Origin of the sequence: Shimia thalassica (assembly GCF_001458215.1) — a bacterium.
GTDB classification, from domain to species: Bacteria; Pseudomonadota; Alphaproteobacteria; order Rhodobacterales; family Rhodobacteraceae; genus Shimia; species Shimia thalassica.
Genome location: NZ_CYTW01000004.1, coordinates 55,997 through 75,654, shown reverse-complemented (window position 1 = coordinate 75,654; position 19,658 = coordinate 55,997). Strand labels below are relative to the sequence as shown.

At 55.4% G+C, this 19,658-nt stretch carries 16 protein-coding genes; 6 read left to right on the top strand and 10 right to left on the bottom strand.

What is annotated here, in order from left to right; all coding sequences use genetic code 11:
- Positions 1–33: 33 nt before the first annotated feature.
- Positions 34–1,134, bottom strand: coding sequence for a glycosyltransferase family 4 protein (locus PH7735_RS15555; protein ID WP_082645277.1), 1,101 nt, complete (start codon positions 1,132–1,134; stop codon positions 34–36).
- 117 nt (positions 1,135–1,251) lie between these two features.
- Between PH7735_RS15555 and PH7735_RS15550 the strand changes: the two genes are divergently transcribed.
- On the top strand, positions 1,252–2,025 hold the full coding sequence (locus tag PH7735_RS15550) for a phosphocholine cytidylyltransferase family protein (RefSeq protein ID WP_145865350.1): 774 nt from the start codon (positions 1,252–1,254) through the stop codon (positions 2,023–2,025).
- On the opposite strand, the gene PH7735_RS15545 is transcribed toward PH7735_RS15550, so the two are convergent.
- The 8 genes from PH7735_RS15545 to PH7735_RS15510 all read right to left on the bottom strand — a co-directional run bounded on the left by PH7735_RS15545 (position 1,995) and on the right by PH7735_RS15510 (position 9,564).
- Positions 1,995–3,134, bottom strand: coding sequence for an LptF/LptG family permease (locus tag PH7735_RS15545; protein ID WP_058312338.1), 1,140 nt, complete (start codon positions 3,132–3,134; stop codon positions 1,995–1,997). The genes PH7735_RS15550 and PH7735_RS15545 overlap by 31 nt on opposite strands.
- Positions 3,135–3,137: 3 nt before the next feature.
- Positions 3,138–4,262, bottom strand: coding sequence for an LptF/LptG family permease (locus tag PH7735_RS15540; protein ID WP_058312337.1), 1,125 nt, complete (start codon positions 4,260–4,262; stop codon positions 3,138–3,140).
- 39 nt (positions 4,263–4,301) lie between these two features.
- The gene (locus PH7735_RS15535; protein WP_058312336.1) at positions 4,302–5,186 is read right to left on the bottom strand and encodes a phosphatidate cytidylyltransferase; all 885 of its coding nucleotides are present in this window, start codon (positions 5,184–5,186) and stop codon (positions 4,302–4,304) included.
- The gene (locus PH7735_RS15530; RefSeq protein ID WP_058312335.1) at positions 5,183–5,977 is read right to left on the bottom strand and encodes an SDR family oxidoreductase; all 795 of its coding nucleotides are present in this window, start codon (positions 5,975–5,977) and stop codon (positions 5,183–5,185) included. Before PH7735_RS15530 ends, PH7735_RS15535 begins: the two co-directional genes overlap by 4 nt.
- A complete protein-coding gene (locus PH7735_RS15525; RefSeq protein ID WP_058312334.1) occupies positions 5,977–7,095 on the bottom strand; it encodes an inositol-3-phosphate synthase in 1,119 nt (372 codons plus the stop codon). Before PH7735_RS15525 ends, PH7735_RS15530 begins: the two co-directional genes overlap by 1 nt.
- Complete coding sequence (locus PH7735_RS15520) at positions 7,092–7,670, bottom strand: DUF4833 domain-containing protein (RefSeq protein ID WP_158503249.1); 579 nt, start codon at positions 7,668–7,670, stop codon at positions 7,092–7,094. The genes PH7735_RS15525 and PH7735_RS15520 overlap by 4 nt, the downstream gene beginning before the upstream one ends.
- A gap of 41 nt (positions 7,671–7,711) precedes the next feature.
- Positions 7,712–8,938: an aminotransferase class I/II-fold pyridoxal phosphate-dependent enzyme gene (locus tag PH7735_RS21270; RefSeq protein ID WP_058312332.1), complete on the bottom strand. Its 1,227-nt coding sequence runs from the start codon at positions 8,936–8,938 to the stop codon at positions 7,712–7,714.
- A gap of 134 nt (positions 8,939–9,072) precedes the next feature.
- Entirely contained in the window at positions 9,073–9,564 is a 492-nt protein-coding gene (locus PH7735_RS15510) for a class I SAM-dependent methyltransferase (RefSeq protein WP_058312331.1), read from the bottom strand.
- Positions 9,565–9,797: 233 nt separating this feature from the next.
- Here PH7735_RS15510 and PH7735_RS15505 point away from each other — a divergent pair, with 233 nt between their 5' ends.
- Genes PH7735_RS15505 through PH7735_RS15490 form a run of 4 tightly spaced genes read left to right on the top strand, consistent with a single transcriptional unit; the run spans position 9,798 to position 15,642 of the window.
- Positions 9,798–11,570 carry an ABC transporter ATP-binding protein gene (locus PH7735_RS15505; RefSeq protein WP_058312330.1) on the top strand — a complete coding sequence of 591 codons (1,773 nt, stop codon included), beginning with the start codon at positions 9,798–9,800 and terminating at the stop codon, positions 11,568–11,570.
- A complete protein-coding gene (locus PH7735_RS15500; protein WP_058312329.1) occupies positions 11,563–13,461 on the top strand; it encodes an ABC transporter substrate-binding protein in 1,899 nt (632 codons plus the stop codon). The genes PH7735_RS15505 and PH7735_RS15500 overlap by 8 nt, the downstream gene beginning before the upstream one ends.
- A gap of 4 nt (positions 13,462–13,465) precedes the next feature.
- Entirely contained in the window at positions 13,466–14,491 is a 1,026-nt protein-coding gene (locus tag PH7735_RS15495) for an ABC transporter permease (protein ID WP_058312328.1), read from the top strand.
- On the top strand, positions 14,491–15,642 hold the full coding sequence (locus tag PH7735_RS15490; RefSeq protein WP_058312327.1) for an ABC transporter permease: 1,152 nt from the start codon (positions 14,491–14,493) through the stop codon (positions 15,640–15,642). Before PH7735_RS15495 ends, PH7735_RS15490 begins: the two co-directional genes overlap by 1 nt.
- A 156-nt stretch (positions 15,643–15,798) precedes the next feature.
- Here the strand turns inward: PH7735_RS15490 and PH7735_RS15485 are convergent, their stop codons facing one another.
- The gene (locus tag PH7735_RS15485; RefSeq protein ID WP_058312326.1) at positions 15,799–18,174 is read right to left on the bottom strand and encodes a mechanosensitive ion channel family protein; all 2,376 of its coding nucleotides are present in this window, start codon (positions 18,172–18,174) and stop codon (positions 15,799–15,801) included.
- Between the two features lie 198 nt (positions 18,175–18,372).
- Between PH7735_RS15485 and PH7735_RS15480 the strand changes: the two genes are divergently transcribed.
- Positions 18,373–19,650, top strand: a complete 1,278-nt coding sequence (locus PH7735_RS15480) for a nucleotide sugar dehydrogenase (RefSeq protein ID WP_058312325.1) — start codon at positions 18,373–18,375, stop codon at positions 19,648–19,650.
- The last annotated feature ends 8 nt before the right edge of the window (positions 19,651–19,658 follow it).

Below are 19,658 nucleotides of genomic sequence, written 5' to 3'. Positions count from 1 at the left end.
TATGCAACCGCAGAACGGATATGACAAATCACCTCATGCCAGAGCTGATTGATAAAGCGCAACATAGTCTGGCCCAACCGAGGCAACGTCGAATTCGAACGCGCGTTTGCTGGCCCAAGCCTGTAGTGCGGCGCGTTCGGCAGGGTTCGACGCCACTTCGATCACTCTTTCGGCCAGCGCAAGAGCATCACCCGGCGCAACCAGCAAGCTTTGGCCCGCCCCGGTCATGACTGTTCTGAACCCTGCATTCGAGGCCGCAATGGGCAAGGTGCCCGCGGCCATGGCTTCGATCAGAACCAGCCCGAAACTTTCCCCCTCAAGCGCGGGTGCAAGAAACAGATCCGACTCTCCGACCAGTGATTTTGCCGTGGCATCGTCAGGCGCAGGTATCAGACGTATACGTTGCAGCCCAAGGCTTGAGATCTGCGTTTCAATGGCGTTTTGCAGTTCGCCACTGCCAGCGATGGTCAGTTCTGCACGGGGCAGCATTGCAGCGATATCCTGCCATGCATCCAGCAGGACATTCAGGCCTTTGCGCTCTTCCAGTCGACCCAGATAGACGATTTTCAGACGATCGGTCGGGGTGCCACATGCGGCGCGCCACTTGGAAAGGTCTATGGTTGGAGAAATGATTGTGGGGGCAGGAAGCCCCAAGCGTTCCCATTGCGCCTGAGGTGCCCGAGACGGGACAACGATGTGATCCAGACGTTTTGAAAAATATCGGGCGGCGCGGTTCAAAAAGGCCGTCATCGGGTCAAAGCCGGTACTTTCTGGCAGTGTGGCGTGAAACGTCGCGACTGTCGGCAGTTTCAGCGCTTTCCAGATTTGCCATGCCATCATCGGCGTCCACGGGGTGTGCAGGTGGACGACATCTGCACCCCATTCCCTGAGATCACGCGCACAGGTTTGAACGGCTTTTCTGTTGGCGCGGGCAATTTCAAAGCTGGTGCCGTGAAGGGTGATTTTCCGAAACCCACCCAACGGATAAAGCCCCTCTTCTTCACTTCCATCATCCGGTGCCACAATACGCACGCCGTGCCCTTGCGAGCGAAGCCAGCCCGCCATATCCCGGACATGCGTTTGCACGCCTCCGGGGCGTCCCATGGCATAGGGGCACACCATTACGATTTTCATCTGGACGCTATCCGCTGGCTGTGGGGCATATGGGGTATTCCGGCCGTTTTCTTGTGGTCAAAAACCTCCTAGCATAGGCGTGTCAGATTTTTGGAAATATTTGGGGCGGCGGACAAAATGCCTGAAGCGACTGCACTTATACTTGCCGCCGGGCGCGGCATGCGCATGGGCAAACGGGGGGAAATGACGCCCAAAGGTCTGCTTGAGGTTGGGGGCGAACCCCTTGTTCAGCGATCGGTCCGGTTGTTGCAGGAACAGGGGGTCCGCAACGTTCGGATTGTGACCGGACACCTTGCGGACCAATACCAAGACCTTTTTCAGAACCATGCCGGCGTGACCCTTGTTCACAATGCGCAATATGGTGAGACCGGCAGCCTGTTGTCTTTGATGATGGGGCTTGAAGGTTTGGACGGGGATGTGGTTCTTCTCGAGTCCGATATCATCTTTGAACGGCGGGCCCTTGCGCCCATCACGTCGGGTGTGACACGCATTTTGATGTCTGGTGAAACGCGGGCCACGGATGAAGTCTTCATTTGGTCGCGGGAAGGTCTGCAGGGGCAGGCAGTCTTAAAAACAATGAACAAAGACATCTCGGCACAACCCGAACAACACCTTGGGGAACTGGTGGGAATCACCTGTTTTTCAGCGGCCAACAGAAGTGTGTTACAAGACGTCGGTGCCGCACATTTGGCAGCGCATCCGACGTCTGACTATGAAATTGTCGTCGTGAAAACTGGGGCCCGCGTTGATATCGACTGTCACTTGATCGAAGATTTGGCATGGTCCGAAGTGGATGACGAGCAGATGTATCACAACGCCATATCCCACGTGTGGCCGCGCATCTGTGAAAACGACACGCTTTATGCCTCGGAGCGTCGCAACACGACATAGCCGCTGGCGATGAGTTGAAGCAGGATAGACACCCCAAGCGCAATGGTGAGAGGGATCACGCTTGTTGCGATTGGCCCGACCTCGCCAAATTCGCCAAGCGCCCAGAACACCTTTACCGACACCAATGACAAATACCCCATGGTGCCCAGCATCAACAGGCGAAACGGCGCAAGCACCCTTCCGCGTTGGCTTACCCGTGCCAGGCTTGCCCCCAACAGAGCAAAAATCCCGGGCAGGAAAAACGCGGCATAGCGACGGACAATGGCGGTTTCTGCATCAGGACTGCGATGCGAGGCTGCGATAGAAGACAATTCCTGCAACCGTTCATAGGGGAGATAAAACCCAAGGACGCCGTGATATTGAACATGTGCCGAGGTTAGCGGAAAAGCGATATCCATCTGCGCAAGGCGCTCTGGTGATTGTGGATAACCGTCTTTGATTTGCCACCGGACGATCCCCTCCAGCCGCCACATCTGATTGCCTTCAACCGGAATGGCACGCGTGGCGTGTGTGATGCTTGTCAGGCTGCTTTCTGTGAGTCCCTCATACAGGCGGACATCACGCAGCTCCGGAGCATCCGCACGGTACACTTTGGCCTGCATGGCGCGGTTGCCATCCAGAAACCACACAGGTGCCGTTTCGCCCGATTTGAAACGCTCGGCATAGCTTCCCAGCCCGAGTTTCACCTGATTGGCCACGGCGTGCGGCCGAATAGAGCCTTCCAACGCTGTTTGTGCGATCCCTGTGACCAGCCCGACGGCAAGCAACGCCCCCAATGTGATAGAGGGAGAGGCGCCAGCAGCATCAAGGATCACGTCCTCAAGCCGTTGCCGGCGCAGCAGTTCGGCAATAAGGCCCCCGATCAGACAGGCCATCGGCAGCAAACGAGCGATGATATCGGCCGCTCTGTATCCCATATAGGGCAGCAATAACGACGAAGTTGAAACGCCTGTATCGTCGGCTTTCGCGCGGACATCATCAAGGTTGCCGGCAAGGTCGATGGCCAGTGCAATGACCAAAAGAACGAACATCGAGAAACTGATCGCAAGAAGATAGGTCGCAAAAACGCGCCTTGCGGCAATGCCGGTGTGTTTCCGCAGAATGCCCATCCGTTATCCGCCCCGCGACGGTATCATGATTGCCTCGCCACGCCATGCAATGAACAACAGCGCTGGGCCAAGGTATGCGCACAAAGCGATGACAACCAATACATGCGGCGCAAAAGCGTCGACACCATCCAGAACAAGAGTGCGGCCCAGAACATCATAGGTCATCACCAGTGCAATCGCGACGGGCAGGACAAAGAAACGGGATCGCCCGCTTCCTCCGGCAAGAACGGCAACGATTGCCAAAAGGGCCGCTGCGGGCACCAAAAGGGCACGCGCCCCGATACTGGCGATCCGTCTGCCGTCTTCGCGCGTAAACCGCAGTACATTTTCACCAAGTGCTGCAACCAGTGCCGGCTCTGGCGCGATGTCCTGCAACCGGAAAGACAGATCCGCAGAGGTGGTATTAAAGACGTTCAGGTTTGATGTTGCCGCCACTTCCGGAGGCGGGCCATCAAATGCGCGCAGGGAAAGAAGTTCGATCCTGCGGCCATCAGGAACGTCGGGCGAGGGGGTTTTGACAATGGTCCAATCATAAGACTGGATCACCCGCCACGACTGATCAGGGTTGGTTTGAACGATGAACAAAGGCCCCCGTTCCAGACCACTTTCAGTGTTTGACGGTGGTGTCGCGATAAAGCTGGCCTGCTCCATATTCAGGATTTCGTTGCGTGGGCCAGTTTCGGAAATCTGTTGCAGGACATGACCGGTTCGCAACTCTGCCATTTTGATACGTTCGGCAAAGTGCGCTCGCGGCACAATGTATCCCGCAACCGTATAAGAAACGGCGCCCCCAACCAAACCAACGACAAGCGCAAAGCCGACCACCCGCACCCAGTGCACACCAGCGGTGGCCAGAATCATCAATTCGCCTTTGTTGCGGGCCTCGGCCAAAGCAAAATAGAAGGCAATCAACAGACCCAGAGCCAGCGCAATATCGACAATCTCTGGTGCCTTATACGCCAGTAGCGTGGCAACATCCCACGGGGTGCCGCCAAATTGCAGAGCGCGCTCCATCAGGGTCGTGAAGCTTTCAATCAGAAAGATGCCAACAACCATGGCCAACAACAGCGCCAGCCGTCGGACAAGCGGTTTGCCAAGGATCTTAAAAACTGGACCGGGTAAGATCATGGATGAATTGTTGACGTCTGCAACTTTTCTGGCAAGGGCTCATCCTCCGCCCAAGAGAAAAAGAGCCATCCCAAGGGCGGCGCCTGCCGCAATCCATGAATCAAGGATATCCAGTATGCCCCCCTGTTTCGGAAGAACAACAGGATAGTCTTTGACCCCGGCAGCGCGTTTAAGTCGTGATGCAGCAAGATCGCCACCAATTGCAAAAGCCCCGATAACGCATGCAGCCGCAACAGATGCCGCCACAGGTAAGCCGAGAACAAGGGCGGCGACAAGGGCTGTCAAAACCAGACAAACAGCCCCGCCAAACAGGCCTTCGATTGTTTTGCGCGGGCTAAGAACAGGGAAAGCCTTGGTCTTTCCAAACATCTTGCCCGCCACAAGCGCATAGCTGTCGAAGGTTTCGATCAGGATATAGGTGATCAGGATTGCGGGTCTCAGGTCGGGATTCAAAGCAGCCCACGACAGAATGGCCGCCGGAATCAGTGGAAACAACAGCAGTTCGACCCATTTCCACAGTTTGGAATCGCGCGGCGCTGGCACCATGACAAAGCGTGCAAGAAGCAAACACCACCCGCCAGCGAAAACCAGCGCCAGAACCGGCCACAACATTGTTGCCAATGAGAGGGCCAAACCAACAGCGCCACCTGCAGCGGCCATGTTCGGGCCAAGGCGCACATGGGCCGCTTCGAAACCGGCACGACCGGCAAGAAGCAAAAGCGCGGGAACAAGCGCCCAAGTCCCAAGCAAAAAAATCGCCAGCAAGCTACCGGCGACAATTGTCATCGACAAAAGGGCCTGAAACAAATCCTGCGCGAGCGCGGCTTTGCCGGGGATAAGGCGAATTGACCCGACCAGCGCATACCCAGCGGCAAGAAAGAGCAAACCGGCCAGTGATATTTGCGGAACCGTTAAGCCGATCATTTCCCAACCTTGCGGATGATACGGCGCTGATGCCATCGCAGCGCCGGAGCGATGAGGCTTGTCAGACGGTTCAAGGCGCCCATTTGGACCCCTGGGGTGACAATGAAGCGCCCTTTTTCCATCCCCTTCAAGAGTGTTGCCGACACGTCATCCGCTTTCCACAATCCGCCACCTGCGGTGATTTGTTGTGTGGCTTCCGGCTTGGTCCGTTTTTCTGTTTCGAGCTGTGGAGTGTCTGTATCGGGTGGATAACACAGCGTCGTCACGATGCCGTGCGGCTCGAGCTCAAGATGCAACACTTCTGCAAGGGCGCGCAGCGCGAACTTTGAGGGGGCATAGGCCCCATACCCGTAAATGCCAAAAAAGGCGGCCCCCGAAGAGATCAAACCGATCCGCCCGCCGCCTGCTTCTATCATGGGCTGGGTCAAGGTGCGGGTGAAATAGAGACTACCAAAATAGTTAATCGCCATGTGGCGTTCATGCAGGTCGATGTCTTGTTCCGTGAACAAACCCGGCTCTGCGATACCCGCGCTGGCGATCGCGTATTCGGGCGTTCCCAGCACCGCAAGGGCCCGCTCGAGTACTGCGACAAATGCGGATTGGTCGCTGACATCCACGGCAAAGGTTTCAACCCGAATATGCGGGAACCGCGCAACGATAGAGGCTTTGGCCGCGTTCAATCGCATCTGGTCACGCGCAAAAAGCGCTATGTCGTGACCTTTTTCTGCCAACTGTCGCGCAACGGCAAAGCCAATGCCGCTTGATCCGCCAGTGACAAAGGCAGGGCGCATCAGGCCTGTTCCCCGTCTCCGTTCGCAAAAGCCATTAGCATGTCATGCGCATTGGTGTCTTCGAGTTGCACCGGTGGATGTTTGAACAGGAAGGCGCTGGCAGCATCAACCGAACCGGACAGACCGCGATCCAGCGCGATACGCGCAAGACGGATACCGGCAAGGGCTTCTGCGGCGGCATTTGGGCTGTCTTCTACATCCAAACGCAGTTCAATGTTGGTGCGTGCGCCACCGAAAAGGCGTCCTTCGAGACGAATATAGGCAACCTTGCGGTCGTTCAGCCACGGTACGTAATCGGACGGCCCGATGCGGATATCTTCGTTTTCAAGACGTTGGTCCATGGCCGATTGCACGGCTTCTGTCTTGCTTTCACGCTTGAGCGTCAGGCGGCTGTGGTCGGACATGTTCAGAAAGTCGGTATTGCCACCAACGTTCAACTGATAGGTGCGATCAATCTGAACGCCACGCATATCAGCAAGGTTTGCCAATGCGCGGTGAACGATGGTTGCGCCCAGCTGAGCCTTGAAATCATCGCCCAGAATAGGAAGTCCGGCAGCCTTGAATTTCTCGGCCCAAACAGGGTGCGACGCCACAAAAACGGGGATGCCGTTTACCAATGCACATCCAGCTTCGATGGCGCATTCCGCGTAGAAGGCAACAGCCTGATGTGACCCGACCGGCAGAAGAATCATCATGACTTCGGCGCCGGTTTCTTTCAAAACGGCGACAACTTCTTCTTTGCTGAGGGCAGGGGCCTCAGACAATCGAAAACTGCGGTCTTCGGGGCTTGCCAGCATGTGGGCGGCTACACCGTCAAGATCGGGGCCGCGATAGACCATTGCGGTTTGATCCGCGAGATCAGTGTGAAAGCGTTCGGTACAGTTCGGGGCTGCGAATGCGGCTTCGCCCAAAGTTTTACCAACCTTACGGGCATCAACCTCAAAGCCGGCGACCAGTTCAACGTCACCGGGTTTGTACCCACCCAGTTCCGGAAAGCTCACGCCGATGGCATCTTCACCGAAGGCGCGGCAATAGGAAACGCCCTGAATAATTGAACTTGCGCAATTGCCGACGCCCACGATTGCGGTGCGAATTCCTGATTTATTGGTGTCGTTCATTCGGGAATGGCCCCACCCGTAACTGATAGAATATGTGTCACGTAACTGCCCGTTTTGACGTCTATTGTATAGAGCCGAAGGCGTTCTACGCGTGGAATGAGCGCTTTTTGATCGATTTCGACGTAGCCGTAAACCAGCCTGTAGTCTTCTTCATCTAATCTTGCCCAGAGTGATGCCTGATTGTGGCGCTCTTGCCGCAGTGTCAGTGGCAGGTCCGGAAGGGCGGCAAAGCGCAGGTCAAATTCTCCGGCGCGCCCTGTGGGATAAGTGTAAACGCCATAAGCCAGCCGGGATTCAAAAAACCGCAAATCCTTGATCTGTCCTCTGCCGGTGCCGTCGTCGCTATAGCGTCTCCAGAATGCATCTATGGGGCGCCGCTTGAGTGATCCGTCGTCTTCGAATTGGGCGGCATAAACCACAACGTTCTTGCTAATCGAGCGTTGCAGGAAAAACACCATGCCGGGATCGCTTGGTGTTGGCCAGCCCGGTTGCGCCGAGGGCAGGGTTTGGGTGGTTTCTGACGAAATGAGCGTCAGCTGAGGCTCGGCCTGCACCGTTGGGGCGTACAGGCACATCAAAAAACACAATATCGCGACAAAGCGAGGTAAAAACATTGTTACTCGGCAACTGGCCGCATGTCTTTTTTTTTCAAGCAGAAGACGGCATACGAGATTTCACGGATGACACGCTCGATGTCTCGCTGCGAGTGCGTGTGTGACAGGAAAAACCGGATACGTGGCAGGTCTTTGGGGACACCTACATGCACAACCGGCGGGGCGTAGATCCCGAGGCTCATCAGGGTCTCGGACACATAGATACACTCGTCAGCTGTAGGAAACAGGATGGGGACAACGGCTTCGCCGAGTGCATCTCCTGTATTCAGACCGGCTTCTTTCGCCAGCCTTAGAAATTGCCGCGAGGTCGTCCGCAAACGCGTGACGCGTTCGGGCTCTTCCTTCAAAATTTCCAGCGCCGCATGGGCACTTGCCGTTGTGGCGGGCGACAGTCCGACGGAAAAAATGAAACCGGGCAGCGTAAATCGAAGCCATTCGATGACTTCTGCGTCTGCCGCGATAAAACCACCCGAACTCGCAAAGCTTTTGGAAAGCGTGCCCACGGCCAGCTCGATCCGTTTGGGATCAACGCCAAAATGTTCACAAAGACCGCGCCCGGTGGCACCAAGAACGCCATAAGAATGCGCCTCGTCCAGCATCAGCCAGGCTTCGTGGGCTTCCTTGATCTCAAGAAGGCGGGGCAAATCCGTAATGTCCCCGTCCATCGAAAACAGACCTTCGGTCACAATCAGAACGCGGGCATAGTCCGACCGGTGATCGGTCAGAAACCTGTCCAGCGCCTCAAGGTCGTTGTGGGGAAAGGTTTCAAAGCCGAATTTTCCGCCACGACATCCCATCATGATTGAATTATGGGCCAACTCATCCACGATCACGAGGTCGCGCTGTCCGGCAATGTGGCCGATGAGGGTCACATTGGTCAGGTATCCGGAAATGATCGACAGGGTGCTGCCCACACCTAGGAAATCGGCCAAATCCGCTTCGAGTAGTTGATGCGCGCGGCGTTCGCCGCCAACCAGACGCGATGCCCCGACACCTGTTCCGTGCATATCAAGCGCGGCTTTTGCAGCCGCGACCGTGCGCGGATGATGCATGAGGCCCAGATAGTCGTAATGCGACATCGACAAATAGCCATCGGGCCATTGGTCGGACTGGGTTTCAAGCACATCTGTCGGAACAAAATAAGGGTGACCATTTTCGATCAAAGCTTTGCCGCTTAGGCGAAAATGGCGTTCAGCAAATTTGGAAAAACTGGACGGTGCCTTTGTCATCAATGTCCTCGTTTGGCGATAAGTGCCAAATTCCTTTATTTCATCTAAGCACGGGTCGCAGTACGCCCCATCTCTTCTTCAATCACATCATTTGTACCAACTTTACGCCCAAAATCGCGAAAAATGTGGAATTCTTAAGCGTCTCGCCTGTAAATAAAGCAACGTCCTTCAATTGCATCTGCTGGCAAAGGCAGCTCTGTCAGGGATGTGAAAAACATACGATCGCTTGAAACGAAAATACCACCGACTGCAAGCATCGGTTCGATGAGTGGCGAAATTTCGCGCGCGAACTGCACATTTTTCTCGAGGTTGTGCCCCCCGAGATCTGCGTGGATCAGGTGGGCCGTTGGACCAAATCGTTCGAGGGATTGTGGAAGCGTTTCGCGCACATCACCCAGAATCGTCATTTCAGGTTCGGGCGTAGAGGCCGGATTGGATTCGACTTTGCGCTCAAAAACATAAACGTCACGCTCGGGCATCCGTTCACGCATGTGATCAAACGTGCGGCCGTTTCCCAAACCCAGTTCAAATACGGGTCCGGCCATGCCACGGGTCTGCTCAATCGCAAAGTCCAAGCAGGCGCGTTGTGATACCATTCTGTTAATGAAGACATCCAAGCGGCTCATTGCTGGCTCCTGTCAAAAAAACGTTGCGAGATGGTCCTAGACCAGATCGCACAGCATTGACAGCCTTCTGATAAACTTCTGCGAAAACGTCGCAAAGCTGGTAGGTTGGCAAAGGACAAGCGGCTTGCTTGGAGATAGGCATTTGTGCTTCACTCTCTTGAGCAGGGAAGTCTCGCGCTTAGACGGGGCCTCTGGATGTATTTTCGCGTAAGGGCGCGAATGAGGGAGTTGGCGTGACTGCACTTTTGAAGGTTGAAGGGCTTACGATTGGCTTTGGCAAAGCCCCGCCCGTGGTAAACGACGTCAGCTTTTCCGTTGAAAAGGGTGAAACCCTTGCCCTAGTTGGGGAAAGTGGTTCTGGCAAAACACTCAGCTGCCGCGCTGCATTGCGTATTTTGCCTGCAGCCGCACAGATTCGTGCCGGATCGGTGACACTGGCGGGTGAAAACGGACCTCTTAACCTTATGGACCTGAGCGAACGCCGCATGTGCGACATTCGGGGCAATCGGGTTTCCATGATTTTTCAGGAACCGATGCGGTCGCTGTCTCCGTTGCACCGAATTGGGAACCAGGTGATCGAGGTTCTGCGCCTTCATGGTGAAGACAACGGGCGCGACGCCAAAAAAAGAGTGCTGGATACGTTTGATCGTGTGGGATTCAAGGACCCTGAACGTATTTACCGGTCCTATCCGTTCGAACTTTCGGGAGGGATGCGCCAACGCGCCATGATTGCGATGGCCATCGTTGGCAAACCGGATCTGCTTATTGCGGACGAGCCGACAACAGCTCTTGATGTGACCACCCAGGCGCAGGTTTTGGGGCTTATCAAAGATATTCAGAAAGACACTGGGATGGCCGTTGTTCTGGTCACACACGATTTGGGTGTGGTGGCGAACATGGCAGACAGGGTCACGGTTATGAATCGCGGGCGCGTCATGGAAGCGGGCACAGCCCAACAGATTTTGGGTGATCCGCAACACGGATATACGCGCGATCTGTTCGCAGCGGCCCCCAAGATTCCCGAAGCGACAGAAGACAAGGCATTGGATGCGGATCGGGATTTCATCCTTCAAATGAAGAATGTTTCCAAGACGTATACACTCAAAGGCTCTGCACCTTGGCATCCAAAGACACACGTCTATGCGGTGCGGGGTATCGAGTTCGGGGTCGAACGCGGCAAGACGCTTGCGGTTGTCGGGGAATCCGGGTCGGGCAAAACCACTTGCGCCAGAATGGCACTGGGCGCGGAACGAGCGGATCCCGGTGCATCAATTCTGTTCAAACCGGACACCCATGCCGAGGCTGTAGACCTTCAACACCTCAACAATGCGGAGCGTCTCGATTTTCAACGCAACGCACAGATGGTGTTCCAAGACCCCTATTCGACGCTGAACCCCCGTATGCGGGTGAAAGAAGCCTTGTGCGAACCCATGGACATTCACGGCATCGGCACCGCTGCAGAGCGCACGGATCGTGCGGTCGAAATGCTGCGTTGGGTCGGGTTGAGTGAAAACATGCTGACGCGGTATCCCCATGCCTTTTCGGGCGGCCAGCGCCAACGTTTGTCCATTGCGCGCGCGTTGATGCTGGGGCCGACGTTTCTGGTGTGTGACGAACCGACCTCGGCGCTGGACGTGTCCGTGCAAGAACAGGTTCTTCAGCTGCTCGAGGAAATTCGCGATCAAATGAACCTATCTTATCTGTTTATCAGCCATGACCTTGCCGTTGTGGCGCGGATTGCGGACGAGGTTGCGGTGATGCGCGGCGGTCTGGTGGTTGAGCAAGGCCCGCCCGAAGCCTTGTTCTATGATCCAAAACATCCTTACACGCGCGCATTGCTGGCCGCGCAGCCAGAGCCGGATATCAATCGCCCGATTGATTTGAACGTCGTGTCGCAAGGGGCGGGTGATCCGTCAACGTGGCCAGAACAGTTCCGCTTTGATGGGCAACACGCGCCGCCGCTGACCGAAACGGGGCCGGGACATATGGTACGCTTCTATGATTAAGACATTCCTGACATCTCTTTGGTTCTGCATTCTCGCAAGTGCAGCTTTCGCGCAATATAGCGAAAGCGAATTTTGGAAGGCCGAAGTCGAGGCCAACCATTTGCCGCCCGTTGCAGAACGTGTCCCCGCAGAGCCGCAAGTCGTCGACATGGAGGCTAAGGGCCGCGTAACCGGACGACAAGGGGGCACTCTTCGCACCTTGGTCACGCGCACGAAAGATGTGCGTCAGATGGTGGTCTATGGCTATGCACGGCTTGTTGGCTATGACGAAAACTATATCATTGTGCCGGACCTTTTGCTCGGCATGGATATCGAAGAAAATCGCAAGTTCACGCTGCGTTTGCGCCCCGGCCATATGTGGTCTGATGGAGCGCCGTTCACTTCCGAAGATTTCCGCTATTGGTGGGAAGATGTCGCCAATAATCCCGACCTGTCTCCATCGGGGCCGCTCGAATTTCTGCGTGTAGACGAAGAACTGCCCACTGTTACTTTTCCTGACGAACATACGGTGATTTATGAATGGACGCGGCCCAACCCGCAGTTCATTCAGGAATTGGCAGAAGCGCGCCCGCCGTTCCTGTTTCGCCCATCTCATTATCTCAAGCCGTTTCATGCGGCCTATGCCGAAGAGGAAGAGCTGCGGCTCCGGTTGCGTGAAAAACGTGTGCGCAGCTGGGCTGCGCTGCACAACAAGCTGGATAACATGTACAAGTTCGACAACGCGGACTTGCCCACGCTGCAGCCCTGGATGCTGGCAACCAACGAAGGCAAAAGCCGTTTCCTGTTTGTTCGGAACCCCTATTTCCACCGTGTAGACACCGCAGGCACGCAGCTTCCTTATATTGATATTATCGAGATGAATGTCGTTAGCCCCGGTCTTGTGGCCGCCAAGGCCAACGCTGGCGAGGTTGATCTTCAGGCGCGTGGCCTTGCCTTCAAGGACATCGCGATTCTCAAAAAGGGTGAGGCAACGGGTGACTACAAGGCGCACCTCTGGAAGAACGGCACGGCGTCCCAGATCGCAATCTACCTCAACATGAATTATAGCGATCCTGAATGGCGGGGTCTGATCCGTGATGTGCGGTTCCGGCGCGCCCTGTCTCTTGGGATCAATCGCAAAATCATCAACAAGGTTCTGTATTTCGGATTGGCCACAGAAGGCGGCATGACGATGCTGCCCGCCAGCCCGTTCTTCAAAGAAGAAAACCTGAAGGCGTGGGCCGATTATGATCTAGCACAGGCCAATGCCCTGCTGGATGAAATTGGTCTGAAAGAACGCAACAAAGAAGGCACACGTTTGTTGCCCGATGGTCGGCCGCTCTGGTTGGTGGTTGAAACGGCGGGCGAACGCCAAGAGGTGGAAAACGCCCTTCAGATCGTGATCGACAACTGGCGGTCCTTGGGCGTCAAGCTGATAATGCGCCCCCTCGAGCGCGATATACTGCGCAACCGAGTCTATTCCGGCAGCACAATGGCGGCGACATGGTTTGGTTGGGATAACGGATTGGCCCAGCCCTATACACCGCCCGTGTACGTGGCACCGCAGCAGCAGGAATTCTTTTCATGGCCGATGTGGGGCCAACATTATCAGACGCACGGGGACGCTGGCGAAGCACCTGACACGCCAGAGGCCATGCGCCTCATGGAGTTGGCAGAGCAATGGCGCAACGCCACCACCGACGCCGAGCGCAGCGTTGCATGGCAGGAAATGGTTGATATCCACGCAGATCAGGTTTTTGCCATTGGTTTGCTTCAGGGCGCACGCCAACCTGTTGTTGTGAACAACCGTTTGCAGAACGTCCCCGAAGAGGCGCTTTGGGCATGGTCGCCCGGCGCGCACTTTGGTGTGCACCGTCCGGACGAGTTCTGGTTCAAGCAGGCAGGAGAGTGACGACATGGCCATGATTCGCTTCGCCATTTTCCGCCTGATAACGATGCTGGCAACGCTGTTGGTGGTTTCGGTTCTGGTCTTTACCATTATCAATTTGCCACCCGGAGATTACCTGTCCAACCAGATCAACGAATTGCGCGCCACGGGTCAGCAAAGCGGTATCGCCAAGGCCGAGTTCCTTCGACAGGAATACGCGTTGGATCGCCCGCTCTGGGAACAGTACCTTATCTGGATGGGGTTCGCGCCCGGGCCCAACGGTTTTGCAGGGATGCTGCAAGGCGAGTTTGGCTGGTCCTTCGAGTTTGACCGCCCTGTCTCTGAAATCGTGGGCGGCGCTCTTTGGCTGACTGTGTTGGTCAATTTGGCGGCGATCCTGTTTGTCTATGCCGTTGCCTTGCCTTTGGGTGTTCTGGCCGCGGCGCGTGCCAAAACATGGGTGGACTACACCTCTGCGTTTGTTGGCTACCTTGGATTGGCGACGCCAAACTTCCTCTTGGCATTGATCCTTTTCTACTACGGCAACCGCTATCTGAACCTGCCGATTGGTGGCCTGATGGATCCGAAATTCGAAGGGCAGCCCATGTCCTTTGAAAAAATGATGTCCGTGCTTGTGCACCTGATCATTCCGACGTTTGTGATCGGGACATCCGGCGCGGCGGCTATGATGCAGCGGTTGCGGGCCAATCTTCTGGATGAGCTGGGCAAACCTTATGTGGAAACGGCACGGGCCAAGGGCATGTCGGAAAGCCGGATGTTGGTCAAATACCCACTTCGCGTTGCCTTTAACCCGTTTGTGGCAGACATCGGCACGTTGCTGCCTGCAATGGTATCGGGATCGGTTCTTGTTTCGGTCGTTTTGGGCCTGCAAACCATTGGTCCTGTGTTGCTGACTTCTTTGAAGTCCCAAGACCAATTCCTGTCCGCCTTTGTTTTGATGTTTGTGGCTTTGCTGACCTTGATCGGCACCCTGGTCTCGGATCTGCTTCTGGCCTTGCTTGATCCGCGTATCCGTTTTGGAGGACGATCCTGATGACGACCCTACCAGACGGACGCTATATCGACGACGCCCCTTACGAACCGGATACTGGTCAAGAGGCCCGCAATGCAGAGTTGGATATGTCCAACGGCTGGCTGGTCTGGCTGCGCTTCAAGGAACACAAGCTCGGGCTGATCTCGGCACTCTTTTTGCTGTTGTCGTATTTCATGCTGCCATTTGCAGGCTTCCTGTCTCCCTATACGCCAAACGAGCGTCTGGAAGATCACCTGTATGCCCCGCCCCAGATGGTACGCCTGTTTCATGAAGGTGAATTCATCGGGCCGTATGTCTATCCGATTTCCGCCGAGGTGAATCTGGAGAATTTCAGTTGGGAGTATATTCAGGACAGAACCGCGCCCGCACCGCTCGAGTTCTTCTGTGACGGCGGAGAATACAAACTGGCCGGATTGTTCCCGACGACAAAGCACCTGTTCTGCGCGCCAGAAGGGGCCACCGTGTTCTTTTGGGGGTCCGACAGACTTGGGCGCGATGTGTTCTCGCGCATTATGTATGGCGCACAGCTTTCTCTGACGGTTGGTTTGGTCGGGATTACGGTATCCTTTGTGATTGGCATCGTTCTGGGCAGTATCGCAGGGTATTTTGGCGGATTTCTGGACTGGATTATCAACCGCGTCATTGAGATTTTGCGGTCATTGCCGGAACTGCCTTTGTGGCTTGCTCTGTCTGCGGCGGTGCCGTCGCACTGGGGGCCGGTTGCGGTGTTCTTCATCATATCGATAATTCTCGGGATATTGGATTGGCCGGGATTGGCGCGTGCGGTGCGATCCAAATTCCTGTCGTTACGGGAAGAAGAGTTTGTGCGCGCCGCTGAGATGATGGGGGCAAAACCAAGCCGCGTTATCCGCAAGCACCTTTTGCCAAACTTCCTCAGCCACCTGATTGCTAGTGCGACTTTGTCGATACCGGCGATGATCCTTGGCGAGACCGCGCTGTCCTTCCTTGGACTTGGATTGCGGGCTCCAGCCGTCAGCTGGGGGGTTATGTTGAACGATGCACAGAACCTTGCCTCAATCGAGATTTACCCATGGACGGCTATTCCGATGCTGCCCATCATTGTGGTGGTTCTTGCGTTCAACTTCTTCGGGGATGGTTTGCGAGACGCCTTGGATCCGAATCGCAGCTAACGGCGCGGAACCGACAGCAACTTGCACGGTCGCCTTGGGACGGATCAATAACACACAAAAAAGAGGCCCCAGCGGGCCTCTTTTTCTTTGTCTCACCTCAGGAACGTGGTCCTGACAAAGGGTCTTTGGAAACCGCGTGCTGTCCGGTCCGCGAGATCAGCGATCATCCCCGCCATCATCATCCAGAAACGCATCTTCGTCGATCGCGCCCTGAACAGCGCCTGCGATTGCTTCTTTTTGCTTTGGTGTAAGATCGGCTGCTGCGGCGTCTTCGTCTGCAAGGCGAACGGTAACTTCGCGGTGTGCAAACCGGATGCCTTCGCGTTCAAAGAGGCTGCGGATTTCCTGAAAGACTTTCTTACGGACAAGCCATTGGTCACCGGGTTTGGTCATGAATTTGACTCGAATGATCATGGCCGAGTCCTGCATCTCGATCACACCCTGCGATTTCAGGGGCTGAATGAAGTTATCCCCAATCACCGGATCATCCAAAAGTTCGATCCCAAGGTTTTTGATCATCTTGCGCACGCGTTCGACATCAGTGTCATAGGTCACACGCAGCGGCAGTTTCATAATAACCCAGTCGCGGGAATAGTTCGTAAGATGCTGGATTTCGCCAAACGGGACCGTGTGAAGGGGCCCAAGGTGGTGACGCAGCTGGAACGACCGCACAGAGATTTTTTCGACGGTGCCTTTGACGCCGCCGATGTCGATGTATTCGCCTTTGCGGAAGGCGTCATCAAACAGGAAGAACGCGCCCGAGAAGACATCCCGCACAAGTGTCTGGGCGCCAAAGCCGATTGCCAGACCGACAACACCGGCACCAGCAAACAGCGGGCTTACGTTCACGCCAATTTCCATCAGAATAATCAGGGTGATCGTGACAAGGATCACGATCAGAATGAAATTCCGGAACAGGGGCAAGAGGGTCGCAAGGCGGCTCGCTCCTGTCTCCCCCCCCTCATCGCCCAGTTCGGCTTCTTCGTTGATGTCACCCTGTTCTTCGCGAATCTTGCTGTCGATCCAGATGCGGAAGCAGTTGAAAACAATGTAGCCGATGAAAATGATGATCACGACGTCGAGAAAACGCCCGATCAAACCTTCATCCGCCACAAGCTGTTCCCCGCCAAAGATGGTGAGGGTGGCATAGAGGCCCGCAACAAGGGCCAGAATGCCGGATATCCGCTGGGCGAGGTCCTCAAAGGTGTTGATCCGTCGCGAGTCAATTTCGTCGCGCAACTCTTCCATCAGGGATTTGGAAACTTCGTCCTCGACACCGCTTTCTTCTGCGGCAAGGAGGGCTTCTTCTGCGGCGGTATTCAACTCGCGGATGGTGCGTGAGCGATTGAAGTATTTCTCGATCCCATAGTTGATCGTCGCATAGACCACGATAATCGACGTAAAGATGATATACGCTCCCGCGATCAACGGCAGGGCCTGCTCGCGGTCCAGCACCAGATCAACACTGAGACGCATCCAGCCATAGATCACATAGAGGCTAAGCAACGGTGCCCAGAGCTGGCTGGCAAGCCGTGTGGCCAATGTCACGCTCTTCAACGGGCGACCGTCGCGAATGGCGTTCGAGATGGCGCGCCGGTTGACGAGGATCAGCAGCAAGTTGAACAGCGCAAACAAAGTTGTCAGAGCCAGCACGCCAATCGCATAGACATCATAGTTCAGGCCCAGTTCCGACAGCCAAAGCCCAAAGAACATCGTGCAGATATCCATCGTGGCCATCATGAACAGCCAGCGATGCAACCGTTTTGCGTCTGGAGTCGAAAAATTCGGGATGCGGTACTGTTCCAGATACGGAGACAGGATCATGCGCCAGACAAGCGATGTAATGCGAACAAGAGAATAGGCCGCAACAATGGTCAGGATCGTGAATTCAATCGCTGTGTCTTCGGTGCTGCCGAACAACAAGGTGCCAAGGACCGACGCCACAAGTACCGACACCATGACGCCGATACATCCCGCAAAGAAGCGGAACACAAGGAAGGGCAGCTTTTCAGAATACCCATGGGGGTTCTCCTGAATGCGCGACACAACGAATCCTCGGGCAAGGCGCTTGCCGAAAATCTCCCGCTCGAAAAGAATTCCCACAGCCAAAAGCGCGAGCGTCCACATCAGGGTTTTCGCGAAGGTGAAGATCTGGCCGTCGGGGCTTGAGGCTCGCAGGACAAATAGCACTTCATTAACCGCTGCCGGCAGGGCTTCCATTCTGTCCTTGAAGACCTTGCGGAAATCATCGGCGCGCTTTTGCCCCTTCATGATCATTGTCATCTTATCGGCGGAATCCGCTGCACTCTCGGGCGAGGTTGCTTCGGGCGCGGTGGCTGTCGTTGTCCCCGCAATCTTTCCGTCAGAGTCGATGATCACCACGCTCACCCCTGATTCAGCAGCGGCCTTGAGCGCCGTTGACAGTTCGGAAGTGTCGCCGTTTTCCGACGTGCTTTCCTGAGCCAGCGCATCGGGCGCTGCCTGAGACATGAAAACCAAAGTCAGAAAGAGAATTAGGAAACGATAAAGCATGTGCGCCGCCGTAAAGGAGTGTATCTGGAAAGAATTAACTCAATGAACGCAAAGGGGCAAACCACGATGGCGTTTTACCTTCAAGATGTTGGCTGCGTGAGGTGATTAGGGGCGATTTAGGCTTTGGGGGTGACATTATCCCAACTTTTCGCTAGCGCAGAACGTAATACTAAATCAGGTAAAGTCTGGCGAGGTAACGTGGGTTTCGAAGCATTAGAAAAGATTGCAGTTCTTGGACTGGGTTATGTCGGACTGCCCCTTGCGTTGGCGTTGTCCCGGGAGGGTTTCGATGTTGTCGGTTTCGATACACACGAAGATCACGTTCAGGGGCTTCGTAGCCACATAGATTCGAACGGTGAAATGGCGCCCGAGGCGTTTAAATCGGCATCAGTCCATTTTTCTTGCGATCCGGAAGACCTCGAAGATGTCAGCGCCTATATCATCGCGGTGCCCACCCCGATCAACGATGCCAAGCAACCCGATCTTGGGCCGATCCGGTCAGCCTGCAAAAGCATTGCGCCTTGGTTGCGCAAGGGCGATCTGGTGATTTTGGAATCAACCGTCTATCCCGGTGTCACCGAGGACGTCTGCGGCGCCGAGTTGTCGCAAAGAACCGGTCTCGTCTCCGGCGTGGACTTCAAGTTGGGGTATTCTCCGGAACGCGTCAATCCGGGCGACAAGGAACATACCGTTGAAACCATCGTGAAAGTGATCTCTGCACAGGATGCCGAGACCTTGGGACGTGTCGAGGCGATCTATGCGCCCGTGGTCAAGGCTGGCCTTCACAAGGCAAGTTCGATCATGACAGCCGAGGCTGCCAAGGTGATCGAAAATACCCAGCGCGACCTCAACATCGCGTTGGTGAACGAGTTTTCTCTGATTTTTTCAAGGCTGGGTCTGGATACGCTCGAGGTTCTTGAGGCCGCTGGAACAAAATGGAACTTTTTGCCGTTCCGGCCGGGTTTGGTCGGGGGGCACTGTATCGGTGTTGACCCCTATTACCTTACCTATCGCGCCGAACAGCTGGGGTATCATCCCGAGGTGATTTTGGCGGGGCGCCGGATCAACGATCATATGGGGCGGCATGTCGCGCAACAGCTGATCAAGGCGATGCTGGCGCGCAAGGAAAACCCTGCGCGTGCCCGCGTCCTGATTATGGGATTTGCTTTCAAGGAAAACTGCGCGGATACGCGAAACACGCGTGTTGCCGACATCGTTGACGAACTTCAAAGCTATTCGGTGGACGTGGATGTCTGGGACCCTTGGGTCAATGCCGATGCGGTTCAGCACGAGTATGGCCTTTCCCCGGTTTCAGAACCGGATGCAGGAGTATATGATGGCATCATTGTTGCAGTTGCACATACCGAATTTGCAGATATGGGTGCGGAAGCGATAAGAGCACTCGGAAAGCCGGATGTGATGCTTTACGATATCAAAGGGGCATTGGCGCGGTCCGAGTCGGACCTGCGCCTTTAAAGAGATTC